The sequence below is a fragment of the Streptomyces sp. NPDC015661 genome (assembly GCF_043077765.1).
GTDB lineage: Bacteria > Actinomycetota > Actinomycetes > Streptomycetales > Streptomycetaceae > Streptomyces.
Genome location: NZ_JBIBST010000001.1, coordinates 336,066 through 353,560, shown reverse-complemented (window position 1 = coordinate 353,560; position 17,495 = coordinate 336,066). Strand labels below are relative to the sequence as shown.

19 protein-coding genes are annotated in these 17,495 nt (G+C 71.6%); 11 read left to right on the top strand and 8 right to left on the bottom strand.

What is annotated here, in order from left to right; translation table 11 throughout:
* Positions 1-12 precede the first annotated feature (12 nt).
* Positions 13-1,605 carry an acyl-CoA carboxylase subunit beta gene (locus ACF07V_RS01665; protein ID WP_392150895.1) on the bottom strand — a complete coding sequence of 531 codons (1,593 nt, stop codon included), beginning with the start codon at positions 1,603-1,605 and terminating at the stop codon, positions 13-15.
* Between the two features lie 134 nt (positions 1,606-1,739).
* Here ACF07V_RS01665 and ACF07V_RS01660 point away from each other — a divergent pair, with 134 nt between their 5' ends.
* The 4 genes from ACF07V_RS01660 (at position 1,740) to ACF07V_RS01645 (ending at position 6,154) form a co-directional block, all read left to right on the top strand.
* Positions 1,740-2,585, top strand: coding sequence for a biotin--[acetyl-CoA-carboxylase] ligase (locus tag ACF07V_RS01660; RefSeq protein ID WP_392150894.1), 846 nt, complete (start codon positions 1,740-1,742; stop codon positions 2,583-2,585).
* Between the two features lie 299 nt (positions 2,586-2,884).
* Positions 2,885-4,024, top strand: a complete 1,140-nt coding sequence (locus ACF07V_RS01655; protein ID WP_392150893.1) for an adenylate/guanylate cyclase domain-containing protein — start codon at positions 2,885-2,887, stop codon at positions 4,022-4,024.
* Positions 4,025-4,086: 62 nt separating this feature from the next.
* Positions 4,087-4,875: an enoyl-CoA hydratase-related protein gene (locus ACF07V_RS01650; RefSeq protein ID WP_351184460.1), complete on the top strand. Its 789-nt coding sequence runs from the start codon at positions 4,087-4,089 to the stop codon at positions 4,873-4,875.
* A gap of 118 nt (positions 4,876-4,993) precedes the next feature.
* Positions 4,994-6,154: a diguanylate cyclase domain-containing protein gene (locus ACF07V_RS01645; RefSeq protein WP_392150892.1), complete on the top strand. Its 1,161-nt coding sequence runs from the start codon at positions 4,994-4,996 to the stop codon at positions 6,152-6,154.
* Between the two features lie 21 nt (positions 6,155-6,175).
* Here ACF07V_RS01645 and ACF07V_RS01640 read toward each other — a convergent pair whose 3' ends face one another.
* The 5 genes from ACF07V_RS01640 to ACF07V_RS01620 all read right to left on the bottom strand — a co-directional run bounded on the left by ACF07V_RS01640 (position 6,176) and on the right by ACF07V_RS01620 (position 10,705).
* Positions 6,176-7,147 (bottom strand): sigma-70 family RNA polymerase sigma factor, encoded by a 972-nt coding sequence (locus tag ACF07V_RS01640; RefSeq protein WP_392150891.1) that lies wholly within the window; start codon positions 7,145-7,147, stop codon positions 6,176-6,178.
* 74 nt (positions 7,148-7,221) lie between these two features.
* Positions 7,222-8,427 carry an NAD(P)/FAD-dependent oxidoreductase gene (locus ACF07V_RS01635; protein ID WP_392150890.1) on the bottom strand — a complete coding sequence of 402 codons (1,206 nt, stop codon included), beginning with the start codon at positions 8,425-8,427 and terminating at the stop codon, positions 7,222-7,224.
* 85 nt (positions 8,428-8,512) lie between these two features.
* Positions 8,513-9,397: a hypothetical protein gene (locus ACF07V_RS01630; RefSeq protein ID WP_392150889.1), complete on the bottom strand. Its 885-nt coding sequence runs from the start codon at positions 9,395-9,397 to the stop codon at positions 8,513-8,515.
* Positions 9,398-9,574: 177 nt separating this feature from the next.
* Complete coding sequence (locus ACF07V_RS01625; RefSeq protein ID WP_392151358.1) at positions 9,575-10,321, bottom strand: XRE family transcriptional regulator; 747 nt, start codon at positions 10,319-10,321, stop codon at positions 9,575-9,577.
* A gap of 48 nt (positions 10,322-10,369) precedes the next feature.
* Positions 10,370-10,705, bottom strand: coding sequence for a hypothetical protein (locus ACF07V_RS01620; RefSeq protein WP_392150888.1), 336 nt, complete (start codon positions 10,703-10,705; stop codon positions 10,370-10,372).
* A gap of 79 nt (positions 10,706-10,784) precedes the next feature.
* On the opposite strand from ACF07V_RS01620, the gene ACF07V_RS01615 reads away from it, so the two are divergent.
* Positions 10,785-11,207 (top strand): PaaI family thioesterase, encoded by a 423-nt coding sequence (locus ACF07V_RS01615; protein ID WP_392150887.1) that lies wholly within the window; start codon positions 10,785-10,787, stop codon positions 11,205-11,207.
* A 195-nt stretch (positions 11,208-11,402) separates the two neighbouring features.
* On the opposite strand, the gene ACF07V_RS01610 is transcribed toward ACF07V_RS01615, so the two are convergent.
* Positions 11,403-11,933 (bottom strand): hypothetical protein, encoded by a 531-nt coding sequence (locus tag ACF07V_RS01610; RefSeq protein WP_392150886.1) that lies wholly within the window; start codon positions 11,931-11,933, stop codon positions 11,403-11,405.
* 134 nt (positions 11,934-12,067) lie between these two features.
* Between ACF07V_RS01610 and ACF07V_RS01605 the strand changes: the two genes are divergently transcribed.
* The 4 genes from ACF07V_RS01605 (at position 12,068) to hutH (ending at position 15,158) form a co-directional block, all read left to right on the top strand.
* Positions 12,068-12,514 (top strand): SRPBCC domain-containing protein, encoded by a 447-nt coding sequence (locus ACF07V_RS01605; protein ID WP_392150885.1) that lies wholly within the window; start codon positions 12,068-12,070, stop codon positions 12,512-12,514.
* Complete coding sequence (locus ACF07V_RS01600; protein ID WP_392150884.1) at positions 12,511-12,873, top strand: ArsR/SmtB family transcription factor; 363 nt, start codon at positions 12,511-12,513, stop codon at positions 12,871-12,873. Before ACF07V_RS01605 ends, ACF07V_RS01600 begins: the two co-directional genes overlap by 4 nt.
* On the top strand, positions 12,870-13,352 hold the full coding sequence (locus ACF07V_RS01595) for an SRPBCC domain-containing protein (protein ID WP_392150883.1): 483 nt from the start codon (positions 12,870-12,872) through the stop codon (positions 13,350-13,352). The genes ACF07V_RS01600 and ACF07V_RS01595 overlap by 4 nt, the downstream gene beginning before the upstream one ends.
* A gap of 264 nt (positions 13,353-13,616) precedes the next feature.
* Positions 13,617-15,158: a histidine ammonia-lyase gene (gene hutH / locus ACF07V_RS01590; protein ID WP_392151357.1), complete on the top strand. Its 1,542-nt coding sequence runs from the start codon at positions 13,617-13,619 to the stop codon at positions 15,156-15,158.
* 141 nt (positions 15,159-15,299) lie between these two features.
* Here the strand turns inward: hutH and ACF07V_RS01585 are convergent, their stop codons facing one another.
* Positions 15,300-15,569: an LPXTG cell wall anchor domain-containing protein gene (locus ACF07V_RS01585; RefSeq protein ID WP_392150882.1), complete on the bottom strand. Its 270-nt coding sequence runs from the start codon at positions 15,567-15,569 to the stop codon at positions 15,300-15,302.
* 111 nt (positions 15,570-15,680) lie between these two features.
* On the opposite strand from ACF07V_RS01585, the gene ACF07V_RS01580 reads away from it, so the two are divergent.
* Entirely contained in the window at positions 15,681-16,019 is a 339-nt protein-coding gene (locus tag ACF07V_RS01580) for a hypothetical protein (RefSeq protein ID WP_392150881.1), read from the top strand.
* Positions 16,020-16,211: 192 nt separating this feature from the next.
* Positions 16,212-17,480, top strand: a complete 1,269-nt coding sequence (locus ACF07V_RS01575) for an Ig-like domain-containing protein (RefSeq protein WP_392150880.1) — start codon at positions 16,212-16,214, stop codon at positions 17,478-17,480.
* Positions 17,481-17,495 lie beyond the last annotated feature (15 nt).

Sequence of the window (17,495 nt, the reverse complement as noted above, 5' to 3'; positions counted from 1 at the left end):
GGTCCGGAGGGGCTAGAGCGGGATGTTGCCGTGCTTCTTCGGAGGCAGGGATTCCCGCTTCGTACGGAGCTGACGCAGGCCCTTCACGATCTGCGGGCGCGTGTCCGACGGCAGGATCACCCCGTCGATGTAGCCGCGCTCGGCCGCGATGTACGGGTTGAGCAGGGCGTCCTCGTACTCCTGCATCAGCCGCGCCCGCTCGGCCTCCTGGTCCTCCGCCTCGGCGATCGTGCGGCGGTGCAGGATGTTGACCGCGCCCTGCGCGCCCATGACCGCGATCTGCGCCGTCGGCCACGCCAGGTTCAGGTCGGCGCCCAGGTGCTTGGAGCCCATGACGTCGTACGCGCCGCCGAAGGCCTTGCGGGTGATGACCGTGATCAGCGGGACCGTCGCCTCCGCGTACGCGTAGATCAGCTTCGCGCCGCGCCGGATGATGCCGCCGTACTCCTGGTCCACGCCCGGCAGGAAGCCCGGCACGTCCACGAACGTCAGCACCGGGATGTTGAAGGCGTCGCACGTACGGACGAACCTGGCGGCCTTCTCCGAGGCGTTGATGTCCAGGCAGCCGGCGAACTGCATCGGCTGGTTCGCGACCACGCCCACCGGGAAGCCCTCGACGCGGCCGAATCCGGTCACGATGTTCGGCGCGAACAGCGCCTGCGTCTCCAGGAACTCGCCGTCGTCGAGCACGTGCTCGATGACCTTGTGCATGTCGTACGGCTGGTTCGCCGAGTCCGGGATCAGCGTGTCCAGCTCGCGGTCCTCGTCCGTCACCTCGGTCTCCGCGACCTCCGGGAAGGCCGGCGGCTCGGAGAGGTTGTTCGACGGAAGGTACGACAGCAGGGACTTGACGTACTCGATCGCGTCCTTCTCGTCACCGGACATGTGGTGCGCCACGCCCGAGGTCGCGTTGTGCGTCCGGGCGCCGCCCAGCTCCTCGAAGCCCACGTCCTCGCCGGTCACCGTCTTGATGACGTCCGGGCCCGTGATGAACATGTGCGAGGTCTGGTCCACCATCACCGTGAAGTCGGTGATCGCGGGGGAGTACACCGCGCCGCCCGCGCACGGGCCGACGATCAGGGAGATCTGCGGGATCACCCCGGAGGCGTGGGTGTTGCGGCGGAAGATCTCGCCGTACATCCCGAGCGCGCTCACACCCTCCTGGATGCGGGCGCCGCCGGAGTCGTTGATGCCGACGACCGGGCAGCCCGTCTTCAGCGCGAAGTCCATCACCTTGATGATCTTCTGGCCGTACGTCTCGCCCAGCGCGCCGCCGAAGACGGTGAAGTCCTGCGAGAACACGGCGACCGGGCGGCCGTCCACCGTGCCGTAGCCGGTGACGACACCGTCGCCGTACGGCCGGTTCTTCTCCAGGCCGAAGTTGGTCGAGCGGTGGCGCGCCAGCTCGTCCAGCTCCACGAACGAGCCCTCGTCCAGGAGGAGGGCGATCCGCTCGCGCGCGGTCAGCTTGCCCTTGGCGTGCTGCTTCTCCACCGCGCGCTCCGAGCCGGCGTGCGTGGCCTCGTCGATACGGCGCTTGAGGTCCGCGATCTTGCCCGCGGTCGTGTGAATGTCGATCTCGTACTGCTCTGCCGGCTCGGACATCGGGATGCGGCTCCCTGCCTGGTCACGGGGGGTTCGTTGACTACGAATGGGCTACTGCTGGCCTACTGACCCGTAGCGTATCGACGCCGATACGGTTCGGCACTGCGGTCTTTGCCACACCTAGTCTGGCTTGCATGACGTCCTCTCAAGGCTCCGGCGGACCCTGGTCCGACCTCGACCGGCCCCCGCTGAACGCCCCCGCGCTGCGCCGCGCGCTCGTCCTCCCCGACGCGCTGTGGACCTCGCTCGACGTGGTCACCACCACCGGCTCCACCAACAGCGACCTCGCCGCCCGCGCCGACGAACTGCCCGAAGGCGCCGTCCTCGTCGCCGAGGAGCAGACCTCGGGCCGCGGCCGGCTCGACCGCACCTGGACCGCGCCCGCCCGCTCCGGGCTCTTCCTCTCCGTCCTCCTCAAGCCGGACGTGCCCGTCCACCGCTGGGGCTGGCTCCCGCTGCTCACCGGAGTGGCCGCCGCCACCGGCCTCGCGAAGGCCGCCGGCGTCGACACCTCCCTCAAGTGGCCCAACGACGTCCTGGTTTCCGTCAACGGCGAGGAACGCAAGACCGGCGGCATCCTCGCCGAGCGCGCCGGCGCCGACGCCATCGTCGTCGGCCTCGGCATCAACGTCACCCTCCGTGAGGCGGAGCTGCCCGTCCCGGCGGCCGGCTCCCTCCTCCTCGCCGGCGCGGTCTCCACCGACCGCGACACCCTCCTGCGGGCCGTCCTGCGCTCCCTCGCCCAGTGGTACGGCGACTGGGTACGCGCCGACGGCGACCCCGAGGTCTCCGGCCTCCAGGCCGCCTACGCGGCCGGCTGCGCCACCCTGGGGCGCCGCGTCCGCGCCGAGCTCCCCGGCGAGCGCATGCTGGAGGGAGAGGCGGTCGCCCTCGACGGAGACGGCCGTCTGGTCGTCGCCACGGAGGGCGGCGGCACGGAGGCGGTGGGAGCGGGCGACATCGTCCACCTGCGGACCTGACCGGGTGTGGGTATGAGTTCCGCGCCCAGGTGTGGGCAATCGTTCCGCCCGGGGGTCCCTCCCCGGACGCGGTCCTCGGCGGAGGAACGGCTGGGCACACCGGAACCCGCCGCGCGCTGCGCCCTCCGGGCCGTGCACCCGGAGGGCCCGCGCCGCCCCGTGGACCCGCACCCCGCACCCGGTGACCCGGGCGGCAGCCGTTCCCGCGTGAGCCAGCACACACCTGCCGTATCGTGGACCGCGATCCAAGGCGACAGATCGGCAGGACAAGTGGGCAGGGAACGGGCAGGAGGCGGCCGGTGACCGTCGACGACACGAACGCGGGCGGCGGAGCCGAACCGCCGACGTACCCCACCCCCCATCACGAGGTCGACCACACGGCCGAGCCGAGCCACGACCCCCTCGCCATCCGCCTGGAACAGCTCATCCTCGGCGCGGACCGCCGCTACACCCCCTTCCAGGCCGCCCGCACCGCCGGCGTCTCCATGGAGCTGGCCTCCCGCTTCTGGCGCGCCATGGGCTTCGCCGACATCGGCCAGGCCAAGGCGCTCACCGAGGCCGACGTCCTCGCCCTGCGGCGGCTCGCCGGCCTCGTGGAGGCGGGGCTGCTGAGCGAGCCGATGGCCGTGCAGGTCGCCCGGTCCACCGGACAGACCACCGCCCGGCTCGCCGAGTGGCAGATCGACTCCTTCCTGGAGGGCCTCACCGAGCCGCCCGAGCCCGGCATGACCCGTACCGAGGTCACGTACCCGCTGGTCGAGCTGCTCCTGCCCGAGCTGGAGGAGTTCCTGATCTACGTGTGGCGCCGGCAGCTCGCCGCCGCCACCGGGCGGGTCGTCCAGGCCGTCGACGACGCGGAGATGGTCGACCGGCGGCTCGCCGTCGGCTTCGCGGACCTCGTCGGCTTCACCCGGCTCACCCGCCGCCTGGAGGAGGAGGAGCTCGGCGAGCTCGTCGAGGCCTTCGAGACGACCTGCGCCGACCTCGTCGCCGCGCACGGCGGCCGGCTCATCAAGACCCTCGGCGACGAGGTGCTGTACTGCGCCGACGACCCCGGCACGGCCGCCGAGATCGCGCTCCGGCTCATCGAGACCCTCGGCCACGACGAGACGATGCCCGCGCTGCGCGTCGGCATCGCCTTCGGCACCGTGACGACCCGGATGGGCGATGTCTTCGGCACCACGGTGAACCTGGCCAGCCGGCTCACCTCGATAGCTCCGAAGGACGCCGTCCTCGTCGACGGCGCCCTCGCGGAGGAGCTGACCAGGACCGGCGAGGCACCCGCGTCGGAGGCGGAGGCGGCCGAGGAGGCGTCCCGCGCCGAGAAGGAGGGCCGCCGGGCCGCCACGTACCGCTTCGCGCTCCAGCCCATGTGGCAGCGCCCGGTCCGGGGCCTCGGCGTCGTCGAACCCTGGCTCCTGAGCCGCCGTCCGTCCTAGGATCTCCCGGTGAACGCCTGTTAACAGCCGTTAACAGGCCAGAACCGGGAGGGTGTGCGGTCATGTCCGAGCAGCGCTTTGGTGAGTTCGTGGTGGTCCGGAAGGACGGTCACGTCGCGGAGCTGGTCCTCGACCGGCCCAAGGCCATGAACGCCGTCTCCTCCGAGATGGCCCGCTCCATCGGCGCCGCCTGCGACGCCCTCGCCGCCGACCCCGAGGTCCGCGTCACCGTCCTGACCTCGTCGAACGACCGCGCCTTCTGCGTCGGCGCCGACCTGAAGGAGCGCAACTCCTTCACCGACGCCGAGCTCGTCCGGCAGCGCCCCACCGCCCGCGCCTGCTACACCGGGGTCCTGGAGCTGCCGATGCCGACCGTCGCCGCCGTGCACGGCTTCGCCCTCGGCGGCGGCTTCGAGCTCGCGCTCGCCTGCGACGTCATCGTCGCCGACGCGACCGCCGTCGTCGGCCTCCCCGAGGTCTCCGTGGGCGTCATCCCCGGCGGCGGCGGTACGCAGCTGCTCCCGCGCCGGGTGGGTGCGGCGCGCGCCGCCGAGCTGGTCTTCACGGCCCGCCGGGTGGAGGCGGCCGAGGCCCGCGAGCTCGGCCTCGTCGACCTCCTGGAGGACGACGCGCGGACGGCGGCCCTGGAGCTCGCCGGGCGGATCGCGGCGAACTCGCCGGTCGGCCTGCGGGCCGCGAAGAAGGCGATGCGGCTCGGTCAGGGCCTGGACCTGCGGGCGGGCCTGGAGGTCGAGGACGCGGCCTGGCGCTCGGTGGCCTTCTCGGGCGACCGGGCGGAGGGTGTGGCGGCCTTCAACGAGAAGCGGAAGCCGAACTGGCCGGGCGAGTGAGCCCCTCCTGACCCTCCTGCCCCGGCGAGTGGTCCTGATTCTTACCGTTTTGCACCAAATGTGACTTACGGTGACGTCTCGGTAGGGAAAACGGATCAAACCTCCCTAAGCTGGAGGAATGGGTGAGGATGTGCGGCTGCGGGCCGTAGTGGCACTGGCGCAGGGGATGGCGGCGGCGCACACTCCGCGCGAGTTCTGGCGGGCGGCGGCGCTCGGGGCCTGCGAGGGGCTCGACGGGAGCTTCGCCGCCCTGTCCGTCTGGCAGCGGGACCACGGCCGGCTGAAGGTCCTGGTGAACGCCGGGGACCGGGCCGTGGGCGAGGAGGAGTTCCCGGACTCGGAGACGTACCCGGTGCACCAGTTCCCCGAGATCACCGAGTTCCTGCACGAGCAGTGGGCGGGCGGCGGCGAGCCGGACGCCTGGGTGGAGACCGCCGCCGACTCCGTCCCGACGGGCCGGGTGACCGGCCTGCGGCGGCGGGGGCGCGGCTGCTGCGTGGTCGCCCCGATCGTGCTGCACGGGCGCGCGTGGGGGGAGCTGTACGTGGCCCGCCCGCCGGAGCAGAAACCTTTCACCCGCGAGGACGCGGACTTCGCGACCGTCCTCGCGGCGGTCGTCGCGGCGGGCATCGCACAGGCCGAACGCCTGGAGGAGGTCAGAAAGCTCGCCTTCACGGACCCCCTCACCGGCCTCGCGAACCGGCGGGCCGTCGACACCCGCCTGGACGAGGCGATCGAGCGCTACCGGGCGGACGGCTCCGTGGTGAGCCTGATGGTCTGCGACCTGAACGGCCTCAAGCGCGTCAACGACACCCATGGCCACGCCGTCGGCGACCGCCTCCTGGAGCGCTTCGGCTCGGTCCTCTCCCGCTGCGGAGCCATGCTCCCCGGCGCCCTCGCGGCCCGCCTCGGCGGCGACGAGTTCTGCCTGCTCACCGTCGGCCCGACGGCGGACGAGGTCGTCGCGGTCGCCGAGGAGCTGTGCGTACGGGCGGCGGAGCTGGAGCTCGGTGAGGGCGTGGCCTGCGGCGTCGCGTCCACCGGCGACCCCATCGGCCCCCTGAAGTCGGCCCGGCGCCTCTTCCGCCTCGCGGACGCCGCCCAGTACCAGGCCAAGGCGGACCGCTCCTCGAAGCCGGTCGTGGCGGGCCGCGACGGCACGGTCATCCGCCTCGCCGACGCACCCCCCGGGGCCCGGGACCGGCGCCGCTTCCGCGACGCCCCGACGGTGCCCGCACCGCCGACGGAGCCGCCGACGGAGCCGCCGAAGGGTCTCTGACTGGTCGTTTCGGTTCGGGAGTCACCACTGGGTGATGAGCGGCGCGTCCGGTTCGCTCTGCCGCCAGGCCTCGGTGAGACGGGCGAGGCGCTGGGGGGCGGCGATGCCGCGCAGGGTTGCGATCCTGCCGTCGCTGATGTCGAACATCGTGGAGCCGACGACCTGGTCGCCGAGCACGAAGAGGATGGCGGGGGCGCCGTTGACGAGCGCGTAGTGGAGGGCGGGCGTGCCGCCGGCCAGTCGCCGCTTCGCGTCGGTCGACTTGAAGCCGGCCCGTACGACGGCGGCGATGCGCTGCGGCGTGTCGAACCGCAGCAGCGTCCTGGCCAGGCCGCCGGCGCCGTCGGAGATCGCCGTCGCGTCGTCGGTGAGCAGCGCCACCAGCCTTTCGGTGCGGCCGGAGGTGGCGGCGGCGAGGAATTCCTCGACGATCCTGCGGGCCGACGCGGGGTCGACTTCGGCGCCGCCCCTGCGGGCGGCGGTGATGCGGCGCCGGGCGCGGTGGAGGTGTTGCTGGCTCGTGGACTCGGTGATGTCGAGGATCTCGGCGATCTCGGCGTGGCTGTAGGAGAACGCCTCGCGCAGGACGTAGACGGCCCGTTCGACGGGTGACAGGCGCTCCATGAGCGTGAGCAGCGCCAGGGAGACCGATTCGCGCTGCTCGAACGTGTCGGCCGGGCCGAGCATCGGGTCGCCGTCGAGGAGTGGTTCGGGCAGCCAGGCGCCTGCGGTGCGTTCGCGGCGGGCCTGTGCCGAGCGGAGCCGGTCGAGGCACAGGTTGGTGACGACCTTGGCCAGCCATGCTTCCGGCACCTTGATGCGCTGCCGGTCGGCGGCCTGCCACTGGAGGAAGGCATCCTGCACGGCGTCTTCGGCGTCGGTGGCGGAGCCCAGGAGCCGGTACGCCAGCGAGGCCATCCGGTGGCGGCCGGCCTCGAACCGACCGGTGTCGAAGTGATCGGTGTCGAAGTGATCGGTGGCGGCGCTGTCCATGTGGACCACCCTAAGGATGCGGTTTCCTGCGGTGGGCGGGAGAGGGGATGGCCGCGACGGCCAGGGCGACGCGGCTACGCGACCGTCTTCTCGGCGGGGGACACGTCCGAGGCGGCGGGGGCCAGCCGGTGCTTGCGCTGGGGCAGGCCGAAGGTCGGGTGCGAGGTGGCCCACAGCGACATCCTCACGATGCCCGCCTTGATCCGCGCGGCCTTGCGGCCGCCCGTGTACTTCGGCTTCGCCCGCCCTTCGCGGTCGACCATCTGCAGGATTCCGTCCCGCCGTCCGAGGCTGATGTGGTTGCCCACGTACTCCAGCTTCGTGTTCGCGATCCTGCTGCCGGTGAGGCGTCCCAGGATCGCGTTCGTGGCCTGCCGGCCGGTGTAGCCGGCCGAAGCGCAGGACATCGGCAGCGGCAGGCCGTTGTCGCCGATGGCGTAGGCGCTGTCGCCGGCGGCGTAGACGTCGGGGTGCGAGACCGACCGCATGGTGCGATCCACGACGATCCGGCCGTCCTCGGTGACCCCGAGGCCGCTCACGGCGGCGAGGGGGCCGACCGCGAACCCGGCCGTCCACACCGTCGCGTCGGACGCCAGGACGGTGCCGTCGGCGCACAGCACCCGCGTCGCTTCGACGGCCTCGACGCTGGTGTGCTCCAGCACGGTGATGCCCAGCCGGTCGCAGGTCGCGCGCAGATGGGTGCGGGCTCCGGTGGAGAGCGAGGCGCCCAGCTCTCCGCGGGCGACCAGCGTCACCGACAGGCCGGGCCGGGATTCGGCGATCTCGGTGGCGGTCTCGATGCCGGTCAACCCGTCGCCGACGATCAGCACGCTCCGGTCTTCGCCCCGCCCGTCCAGGCTGTCCAGGCGCTCGCGCAGGCGCAGCGCGGAGGGCCGGGCGGCGACGTCGAAGGCGTACTCCGCCACGCCGGGGACGCCGTGGTCGGCGACGTGGCTGCCGAGCGCGTAGAGGAGCGTGTCGTAGCCGAGCTCGCCGCCGCCGTCGGCATCGGCCACGGCGACCACCCGGCGCTCGGGGTCCACGGCGGTGACACGGGCCCGGCGCAGCCGGATCGCCGTGTCCGCGAAGACCTCGGCGAGCCGCGGAGCCTCGATCTCCTGGCCGGCCGCGAGCTGGTGCAGCCGCAGCCGCTGGACGAAGTCCGGCTCGGCGTTGACCACGGTGATCTCGGTGTCCGAGGGGGACAGCCGGCGGGCCAGGGTCCCGGCCACGTACGCCCCGGCGTAGCCGGCACCGAGGACGACGATGCGGTGCTTCATGTCTCGCTCCTGTCGGTTCGCTTGCTTCCGCTGACTTGAGCGGGACAGCGCCCCGATTCCTGACAGAAGTCGCATGTGGCCTGGGTCACACGCAGGAGCCGCACAGGGTCTCGTCGCCGACGGGCCGGAACAGCATGGTCTGGGAGTGCCCGCCACCCGCGCACTCCCGTGTGCCTTCGAGTCGCACGGACAGCCGTTTCGCGGCGGGCGCGGGCTGGGGCAGGGCCCGGGGCGGTACGTCCCGGAGCAGGTACCGCACGAGCCCGCCGGGCCGGTGTACGGGCGTTCCGTCGCCGGGCAGGCCGCGCAGGAGGTGTGCGTGTACGTCGGTGGGGGCGTGTCCGGCGTCGAGCCAGCGGGCGGCGAGGCGGGCGAGTTCGTCGCGCATGCCGGGCGGGATGCGGCGGAGGGCGGGGGAGAGGAGGTGGAGGGTGCCGATGAGGGCGCGGGCGTCTTCGAGGTGAGGAGACACGTCCACGGCGGGGTCCGGGGCCTTCGGGGCCGGAAGGTTGGAGGTGTTCTCCGGGCGGTCTTTCTCTGGATGACCGCCGGTCGACGGGGCCGTCGGATCACCGGCGGCCGGTTTCCGGGGGCTCGGTGCGACCTGCGGAGACGTGGTGTCGTGGCTGGTCGGGGCGGGGATCCCGGCGAGCACCTTGACGGCTTGTTCGCTGCTCAACGGCGTGCTGGTGACGAGCTGTTGGGTCACCCAGAGCCCACCGGCCACCTGGACCCGCCGCTCGTGCACGAACCCTTCTTCCTTGAGCTGTCGCTTGGCGCGGGTGAAGGCACATGCCCCGATCCCGGCCCGTTCGGCTGACTTGGAGAGCGACTCGCGCGCACCCCGGGGGAGGGAGAGCTGCCAGGTCAGCAGCCGGACGGCGTCGGAGTTGAGCCGGGGGTGCCGGATGATCTCGTGGGAGAACTGGGTGAAGGCGCGCAGGGGCGCGTTAAAGTGCCGATAGATCACGGTGGAACTAGTGCCTTCCACGGGTGGTTCAGGCCCTCGCCGATGGCGCCAACCATCGGCGAGGGCCGCCTTGTTGCGAACGTACAGTGCGAACCATGTCCAGCCCGACATGCCGGACGAAGTGCCCTCTTACGAGTGATGCGCCGGCCTGCCCTTCTGAATATGTCCGGCCGGACATCAGCGGGATTGTTGCTCCGGTGCCCGGCTGTATTGCTGGAGCGTCGCCTTCGAGGTGGAGGTGTCCATGAGCCTCAGCTCCCACGGCCCGGTGTTGACGTCGAAGTCCTTTCCGAACCCGACCCACTTGCCCGCCATGCGGCGACCGGTCGGCTCCACCAGCATCTGGAGCGCGCCGTGGTGACGGGCTCCCTGGTAGTGGCCCTCGATTGCGGTCTGTTCGATCCAGGACCCGGTGACGACATTGCGGTCGATGGTCAGGTCGAGGCTGAGAGGGCTGTCCGGATTGCCGGATGCCCCCGGCAGGCTCTGGCCGGTCAGCCTGCTGCCGTGCTGGAGCAGTACGACGTAGTGCCTGCCTTCGAACGTCTCGTTGCGGGAAGAGCTGAAGAACTCGTACCGGGACAGCCAGATGCCGGAGTGGTTCATCTCCGGCGGTGGCGGCTGTGTCGCGGTGGCCGCCTGGATGCCGTCGGGGCCGTGGTCCGTCTGGAGCCCGGGGGTGTGTACGCGTTCTCCCGCAACCCGCCTGCCCTGGCCGGTTGTTACGGCCCCCAGGCGTCGCAGATGCAGCCGCCGGAGAAGGGTGCGGAGCCGCTCTACGTGAAGCGCTGGGACTACGAGGCGGAGACGTGGGCGGACCTTCTCGAACGGGCCGGGTTCGCGCACGTGACGGCCGACGTCATCGCGCCCCCGGCCGGCAGGCGCACCGGGACGCTCCTCGTGCGGGGCTTCGCGTGACGGCAGGGCCCGATCAGGCCTTGCCGCGCGTCACTCCGCGAAACCGTCGGACGATCAGTCGCCGACGAACCACAGGTAGCTGCCGGGGGTCTCCGAGCAGGACCGCAGCAGCCCTTCGAGGTCGAGGACGGCCGCCGTCTGTGCCGGGCCGGAGCACTGCTGCAACAGGCCGGGCACGTCCCGCAGCGAGGCGTGCGCCTGTTGCTCGTTGAACATCGTGTTTCCGTACGGATCCACGAGCCCGAGGCTGCCCTGACGCTGGACGTCCACGCCGAGCAGCACGGCGGCCAGCGCGTCGCCGTGCTCGTACGACCCCCGGATCAGCGTCGGCCTGGACCGGTCCCAGTTCAGGACGGGCCGGCCGGCGTGCAGTTCTATTTCGACGCCCACGGTGGTTCCCTTTCGAGGGGCTGGTCCAAGCCCCCGAGTGGGGATCATGGACCGGACAACCCTAGTGAAGTGAGGTCGGATGAACCCCAGCGCCCCTGATCTGGAACTCGCCCGGAAGGTGCTGGCCGCGCAGCCCTTCAGCGTCTACCTGGGCGCCCGGCTGACGGCCTTCGGGGACGGGGTCGCCGTCCTGGAGCTCGACGCCCGCGACGAACTGCGCCAGCAGAACGGCTTCCTCCACGGCGGTGTCCTCAGTTACGCCGCCGACAACGCGCTCACCTTCGCCGCCGGAACCGTCGCCGGTGCCGGGCTGCTCACCGCCGGGTTCACCATCGACTACCTGCGTCCGGCCCGTGGCGAGACGCTCCGGGCCCGCGCCGAGGTCGTACGACCCGGCCGCAGCCGGGTCGTCTGCCGTTGCGAGCTGTTCATGGTGGACTCCGACGGCGCCGAGACGCTCTGCGCGATCGCCCAGGGCACGATCTCCGTCTCCGGCGCCTGAGCGGGGCCGTCACTACCCGCGCGGCGAATCGAGGTCCAGGACCAGGTCGAGCGACCGCGCGCCGTCCGCCCCGGTGAAGGAGCCGACGGAGCCGAAGCCGTTCTTCCGGTAGGAGCGGATGGCGCGCTGGTTGTCGGCGAGGACGCCTCCCGGGAGGCCGTTCCGGACGGGTCCGGCGGCCGCAGCCGGTCGTCCCTACAGGTCGCCGGTCGCGCCCGTCTCCACGAAGCGGACGACGTGGTGACGGATGTGGTCGAGGAACTCCGGCAGGCTGTCGGCGACCTTGTCGAACTCCGCGTCCTGCAGGGACGCGGTCCGGGAGCGGTGGACCGCGCCGCCCCAGTCGGCGACGTACAGGAGGCCCCCGCCGTTCGAAGCGATCACCATCCCCTGGGGGTCATCGGCTTCCGGAAGGAAGACGGGCCCCTCCTGCGCGAGCCGGTCCAGGACCTCGCGCGCCGAGTGGACGAAGCAGCCGTTGCCCACATCGGGCAGCACCACTTCGGCGATCTCCTCGTAGAACGTCAGCAGATCCTCGAATCCCAGGACCTCCTCGCTGAAGTCACGGGCGGCCCGGCAGTCCTCCCGGCCGGCGAGCCGGACCTCGTTCCTGCCCGGCTCATAGCCGTAGGTCTCCTCGAAGGTCGAGAGCAGGGAGCCCACCGCGTCCGTGATTTCGCCACGCCACTGTGACAACCATGCGATGCAGTACGGGAGCTGATCCATGGGCCGGATCATGCCACCGCTGCCTTCCCTCGCCGCGCCCCCAGGCCCGGTTTGCGCAACTAAAGGTTGCGTGAGTGTGGAGTGCCGGGTATGGTGATGTGCAACCGTTGGTTGCGTGAGACTAGGGGTATCCCATGGAGTACGGAAGCATCGAGCGCGAGCTCCGCATCGACGCCGCTCCCGAGGTCGTCTACGAGGTGATCAGCTCCCCCGAGCACCTGCGGGAGTGGTGGCCGGACGAGGCCGAGCTGGACCCGGTCCCCGGTGGCACCGGCGTGATCACCTTCGACGGCAAGGGGACCGCGCCGGTCACCGTCGTGGAGGCCGACCCGCCCCGCCGGTTCGTGTTCCGCTGGGCGTACGACGAGGCCCCGGCCACCGACACGAACTCGTACCTGGTGGCCTTCGACCTCGTCCCCTCCGGCGACGGCACCCTGGTGCGCTTCAAGGAGACCGGGTTCCGTGAGCGCGGGTGGGAGGCCGCCGTGCTGGAGGACGCCTACCTCGACCATGTGCGCGGCTGGGACCACTTCCTCCCGCGCCTCGTCTCGTACGCCGCCAAGGTGGGTGTACGGCCATGAGCGCCGCCATCGACGACGACCTCTGGTCCGCGGTCGGCGATCCGACCCGCCGCCGGATACTCGACCTGCTCCTCACCCACGGGGGCGGTACGTCGACCACCCTCAGCGAGCGGCTGCCCGTCACCCGGCAGGCGGTCGCCAAGCACCTGGGCGTGCTCGACCGCGTCGGCCTGGTGCGCGTGTCACCGGCGGGGCGCGAGCGGCGGTACGAGGTGGACGAGGCCCAGTTCGCCCGCGCCGTCGCCCAGCTGTCCGCCGTCGGCGCGGCCTGGGACGCCCGCCTGCGGCGGATCAAGCGGATCTCCGAGCGCATCCAGCAAGCCTCCGACGCGAAGAAGCAAGGAGTCGATCAGTCATGAGCGCACAGGAATCGACGAGCGGTCGTGGTGCGAGTGCCGGCGAGCGCGGCTACTCGACGTCGTACACCGTCGCGCAGTCGCCGGACGAGGTCTTCGCCGCCGTTCAGGACGTTCCCGCCTGGTGGACGGGGCAGATCGAGGGGAGCGCCGACGGGCTGGGTGCCGAGTTCACCTACCGGCACCCGCCCCAGCACCACAGCGTCCAGCGCGTGGTCGCGTTCGAGCCGGGCCGCCGCATGGTCTGGCGGGTCACGGACAGTCATCTGTCCTTCGTCTCGGAGCCGGAGGAGTGGACCGGCAGCGAGATCGTGTTCGACATCGTGCCCGTGGACGGCGGCACCGAGCTGCGGTTCACCCATGTCGGCCTGGTGCCGGACGTCGAGTGCTTCGGTGCCTGCTCCACGGCCTGGCTGCACTACGTCAACGGCAGCCTGCGCAGCCTGATCGCCACGGGGGAGGGCCTGCCCGAACCGTGGTGACCGACGGCCGGCCGGGCGGCGCCCCCTACGTCCGGGTGCGCCGCCCGTCCGTCGTCCTCCCCTGCGCCCGTTCGGCGCCGTCCCCTGCCCGTGCCTGCGCCGCCCGTCCGGCGCCGTCCCCTGCGCCGCCGGCGCCCCGGCGCGGCAGACTGGAAGCCCGGCGGCGCGCGGTCGTACGCGGTAAGGGGCCATCCCGTCTCGGGGCAGTGACGAATTCACCTAGTGACATGTCGGTCTTCAATCCGTAGGGTGCTGAATATGGATATGCAGACAGTCGTCCTCGGCACGTCCGGCACGACCCCGCAGGACGTCATCGACGTCGCCCGCCACGGCGCCCGCGTCGAGCTGTCGACCGAGGCCGTGCGCGCCCTCGCCGCCGCCCGTGACATCGTCGACGCGCTCGCCGCCAAGCCCGAGCCCGTCTACGGGGTCTCCACCGGATTCGGTGCCCTCGCCACCCGTCACATCAGCCACGAGCTCCGCGCCCAGCTCCAGCGCAACATCGTCCGCTCGCACGCCGCCGGCATGGGCCCGCGCGTCGAGCGCGAGGTCGTGCGCGCCCTGATGTTCCTCCGTCTGAAGACCGTCGCCTCCGGGCACACCGGCGTCCGCCCCGAGGTCGCCCAGACCATGGCCGACGTCCTCAACGCCGGCATCACCCCGGTCGTCCACGAGTACGGCTCCCTCGGCTGCTCCGGCGACCTCGCCCCGCTCTCCCACTGCGCCCTCGCGCTCATGGGCGAGGGGGACGCCGAAGGCCCCGACGGCGTCGTCAAGCCCGCCGGCGAGCTCCTCGCCGCCGCCGGCATCGCGCCCGTCGAGCTCAAGGAGAAGGAGGGCCTCGCCCTCCTCAACGGCACCGACGGCATGCTCGGCATGCTGGTCATGGCCCTCGCCGACCTCGACACCCTCTACAAGTCGGCCGACATCACCGCCGCGCTCTCCCTCGAAGCCCTCCTCGGCACCGAGAAGGTCCTCGAGCCCGAGCTGCACGCCATCCGCCCGCACCCCGGCCAGGCCGCCTCCGCCGCCAACATGCTGGCCGTCCTCAAGGGCTCCGGCCTCACCGGCCACGCCCAGGCCGGCGAGGCCCCCCGCGTCCAGGACGCCTACTCGGTGCGCTGCGCCCCGCAGGTCGCCGGCGCCGGCCGCGACACCATGGCCCACGCCCGCCTCGTCGCCGAGCGCGAGCTCGCCGCCGCCGTCGACAACCCGGTGGTCCTCCCGAGCGGAGAGGTCCGCTCCAACGGCAACTTCCACGGCGCCCCCGTCGCGTACGTCCTCGACTTCCTCGCGATCGCCGCCGCCGACCTCGGCTCCATCGCCGAGCGCCGCACCGACCGGCTCCTCGACAAGAACCGCTCGCACGGCCTCCCGCCGTTCCTCGCGGACGACGCCGGTGTCGACTCGGGCCTGATGATCGCCCAGTACACGCAGGCCGCCCTGGTCAGCGAGATGAAGCGGCTCGCCGTCCCGGCCTCCGCCGACTCCATCCCGTCCTCCGCGATGCAGGAGGACCACGTCTCCATGGGCTGGTCCGCCGCCCGCAAGCTGCGCACCGCGATCGGCAACCTCAACCGCGTCATCGCGGTCGAGCTGTACGCCGCCACCCGGGGCGTCGAGCTCCGCGAGGGCCTGACCCCGGCGCCCGCCTCGCAGGCCGTCATCGACGCCCTGCGCGCGGCCGGTGTCGAGGGCCCGGGCCCGGACCGGTTCCTCGCCCCCGACCTGGCCGCCGCCGACGCCTTCGTACGCGAAGGGAAGCTGGTCGCGGCCGTGGAGCCGGTCACCGGCCCGCTGGCGTAACGATTCGCGAGAAGCGGGAAAGGGCCGCCCCCGGCATCCGGGGGCGGCCCTTCGCGTGTGACGGGACGCGTCCGTACGAGACGTGTCCGTACGAGACGTGTCCGTACGGGACGCGTGCGTACGAGGCGCGTGCGTACGGGATCAGGAAGCGCGGCCCCGGCGTCGCATCGCGAGCGCCACGAAACCCGCCCCGACCCCCAGGAAACCCGTCCCGCCGAGCAGATACCCGGTGTTGTCCCGGCCCCCTGTCTCGGCCAGGTGCCCGTCGTCCAGGAGGGGAGCGTCCTGGGTCACCCCGATGCGCACCCCGCCCTGCTCGTCGGAGGCGTTCGCGGACGGCACGAACCACAGGGCGCACAGCAGCGTCCCCGCGGCGGTGGCGGTCAGCAGTGGGCGTCGGGCGGCGGACACGGAAATTTCGATCCCCCTTGCGGAAACCGCGAATTGGCTGGTGCGCCGATGCTACGGAACACAGCGGGTCGCGGGAAAGCCGAGGGCCCCGGGACCCCTACGCTCCGACCCATGAGCACATCTGAGACCACACGCTATGTCCGCCTTCGCGTCGATGTCGTCCTGGAGATCGACGGACCGGCCGAACTGACCGAGGCCGCCGAGGCCCGGATCGACGGCGACGAGTTCATGCCCGAGGAGGAGCGGGTGCACGCCCGCGAGGCCGCCCGCGAGGACAGCGCCGAGGCGCTCGCCTACCTCGTCGAGCCCTTCGACCTGATCCGTGACGTCCCCGGCATCGAGATGGTCCAGGCCTCCTGGTCCAGCGAGGAGATCGATTACGACCCCGATGCGCTGGAGTGGGACCTCGGCGAGGAAGATGGTGCCGAGGAAGACGACGACCAGCGGTAGGGCCGGCACCAGACCGGTTCGAAGGCCCCGGGACGCCGTCCCGGGGCCTTTCCGTGACGCCGGAACGGCACCGGGAACCGGACGCTCCGCCCGTGCGTGTGGATCAGTGGTGTTCCCCACAAACCCTCCGGTCACGGAACCGGACAGGGTGTCATGGCGTTCATAGAAGAAGTTGGCAGGGAACCGGCGACGATGGAGAAGCGTGTGATGACGGTCGGCAAGCGCCGCAGGAGCCTGGCGGCCGCGGCCGCGGTGCTCGGTGGCGTACTCGTGCTCTCGGCGTGCAACGACGGGGACAAGGGCGGCAGCGCCTCCGGTTCCGCGACGCCGCAGTCACAGGCCCAGGTCGACGAGGCGGCCGCGCAGAAGACCTCCAAGGCGCAGATCACCATCTCGCCGAAGAACGGCGCGCAGAACGCCTCCATCAACAACGACGCCAAGGTCACCGTGGCCGAGGGCAAGCTCACCGAGGTCACCATGACCTCCGCCGAGGGCGCCTCCGTCAAGGGTGACATAGCGGCCGACGGGCTCAGCTGGAAGCCGAGCGAGCAGCTCAAGCGGGCCACGGTCTACAAGATCGCCGCCACCGCCACCGACGCGGAGGGCCTGGAGGCCCACGAGAACTCCTCGTTCACCACCGTCTCGCAGGCCAACAGCTTCATCGGCAACTTCACGCCCGAGGACGGCTCGACCGTCGGCGTCGGCATGCCGGTCTCGATCAACTTCAACAAGGCGATCACCGACAAGAAGGCCGTCCAGAGCGGCATCACGGTCTCCTCCAGCTCCGGCCAGGAGGTCGTGGGCCACTGGTTCAACTCGACGCGCCTGGACTTCCGCCCCGACGCGTACTGGACCGAGGGCTCGACCGTCACGCTGAAGCTCGACCTCGACGGCGTCGAGGGCGCGGACGGCGTCTTCGGCGTCCAGCAGAAGACCGTCACCTTCACGATCGGCCGCAACCAGGTCTCGACCGTCGACGTCGCCACCAAGACCATGACGGTCAAGCAGGACGGCAAGACGATCAAGACCATCCCGATCTCCGCCGGCTCCCCGGAGAACACCACCTACAACGGTCAGATGGTGATCTCCGAGAAGTTCAAGGAGACCCGGATGAACGGCGCCACCGTCGGCTTCACCGACGACGACGGCAAGGGCGAGTACGACATCAAGGACGTGCCGCACGCCATGCGCCTGTCCACGTCCGGCACCTTCATCCACGGCAACTACTGGGGCGCGCGGTCGATCTTCGGCAGCGTGAACACCAGCCACGGCTGCGTCGGCCTCGCCGACGTCAAGGGCGCCGGCGACCCGAACCAGACGGCGGCCTGGCTCTTCGACAACTCGATCGTCGGTGACGTCGTGATCGTCAAGAACTCCAACGACAAGACGATCAAGCCCGACAACGGCCTCAACGGCTGGAACATGAGCTGGTCGGAGTGGAAGGCCGGCTCGGCGGTCTGATCCGCGGACATCCAC